This window comes from Streptomyces chisholmiae (assembly GCF_031845445.1).
Classification (GTDB): domain Bacteria; phylum Actinomycetota; class Actinomycetes; order Streptomycetales; family Streptomycetaceae; genus Streptomyces; species Streptomyces chisholmiae.
In genome coordinates this window covers 1-385 of the sequence record NZ_JAVREO010000308.1, presented here as the reverse complement: position 1 = coordinate 385, position 385 = coordinate 1, and the positions used below count along the sequence as shown (strand labels likewise).

The window sequence follows — 385 nt, the reverse complement described above, 5'->3', positions numbered from 1 at the left end:
CCAGAGACCGGGCCCGTAGCGCACGGGCCGGGCTGGACACCACCTCGACGTTGGGCCGGGTCAGGGTGGCGATGAAATCCGGCGAGAACACCAACCGCTTGCAACCCAGCGGATGGTCCGGGGTGAGCCGTGCCCGCAGTTCCTCGTCGGCAACCGTTGATTCGAGGAGGTTGAGCGCGAGCGCCTTGAACTCCCGGGTCTTGTCGCTGCCGTTCTCGATCACGGCGATGTTGGACTCGCTGCGTAGCCAGAGCCGGGTCCGGTAGATCTTCTTCGCGAACGGCACGTGGGCGAACAGCCAGCGTTCCCGCGCGGTGTACGGCCGGTCGGGTTTCGGCAACACCCAGGTCGCCGAGCGCTGGACCGAATACACCTTCTCGGCGAC

The 385-nt window shown here is 66.8% G+C and carries 1 pseudogene; it reads right to left on the bottom strand.

The window, feature by feature from the left end:
- Nucleotides 1-385: pseudogene (locus RM844_RS33335) on the bottom strand (cyclohexanone monooxygenase); the annotation flags it as partial.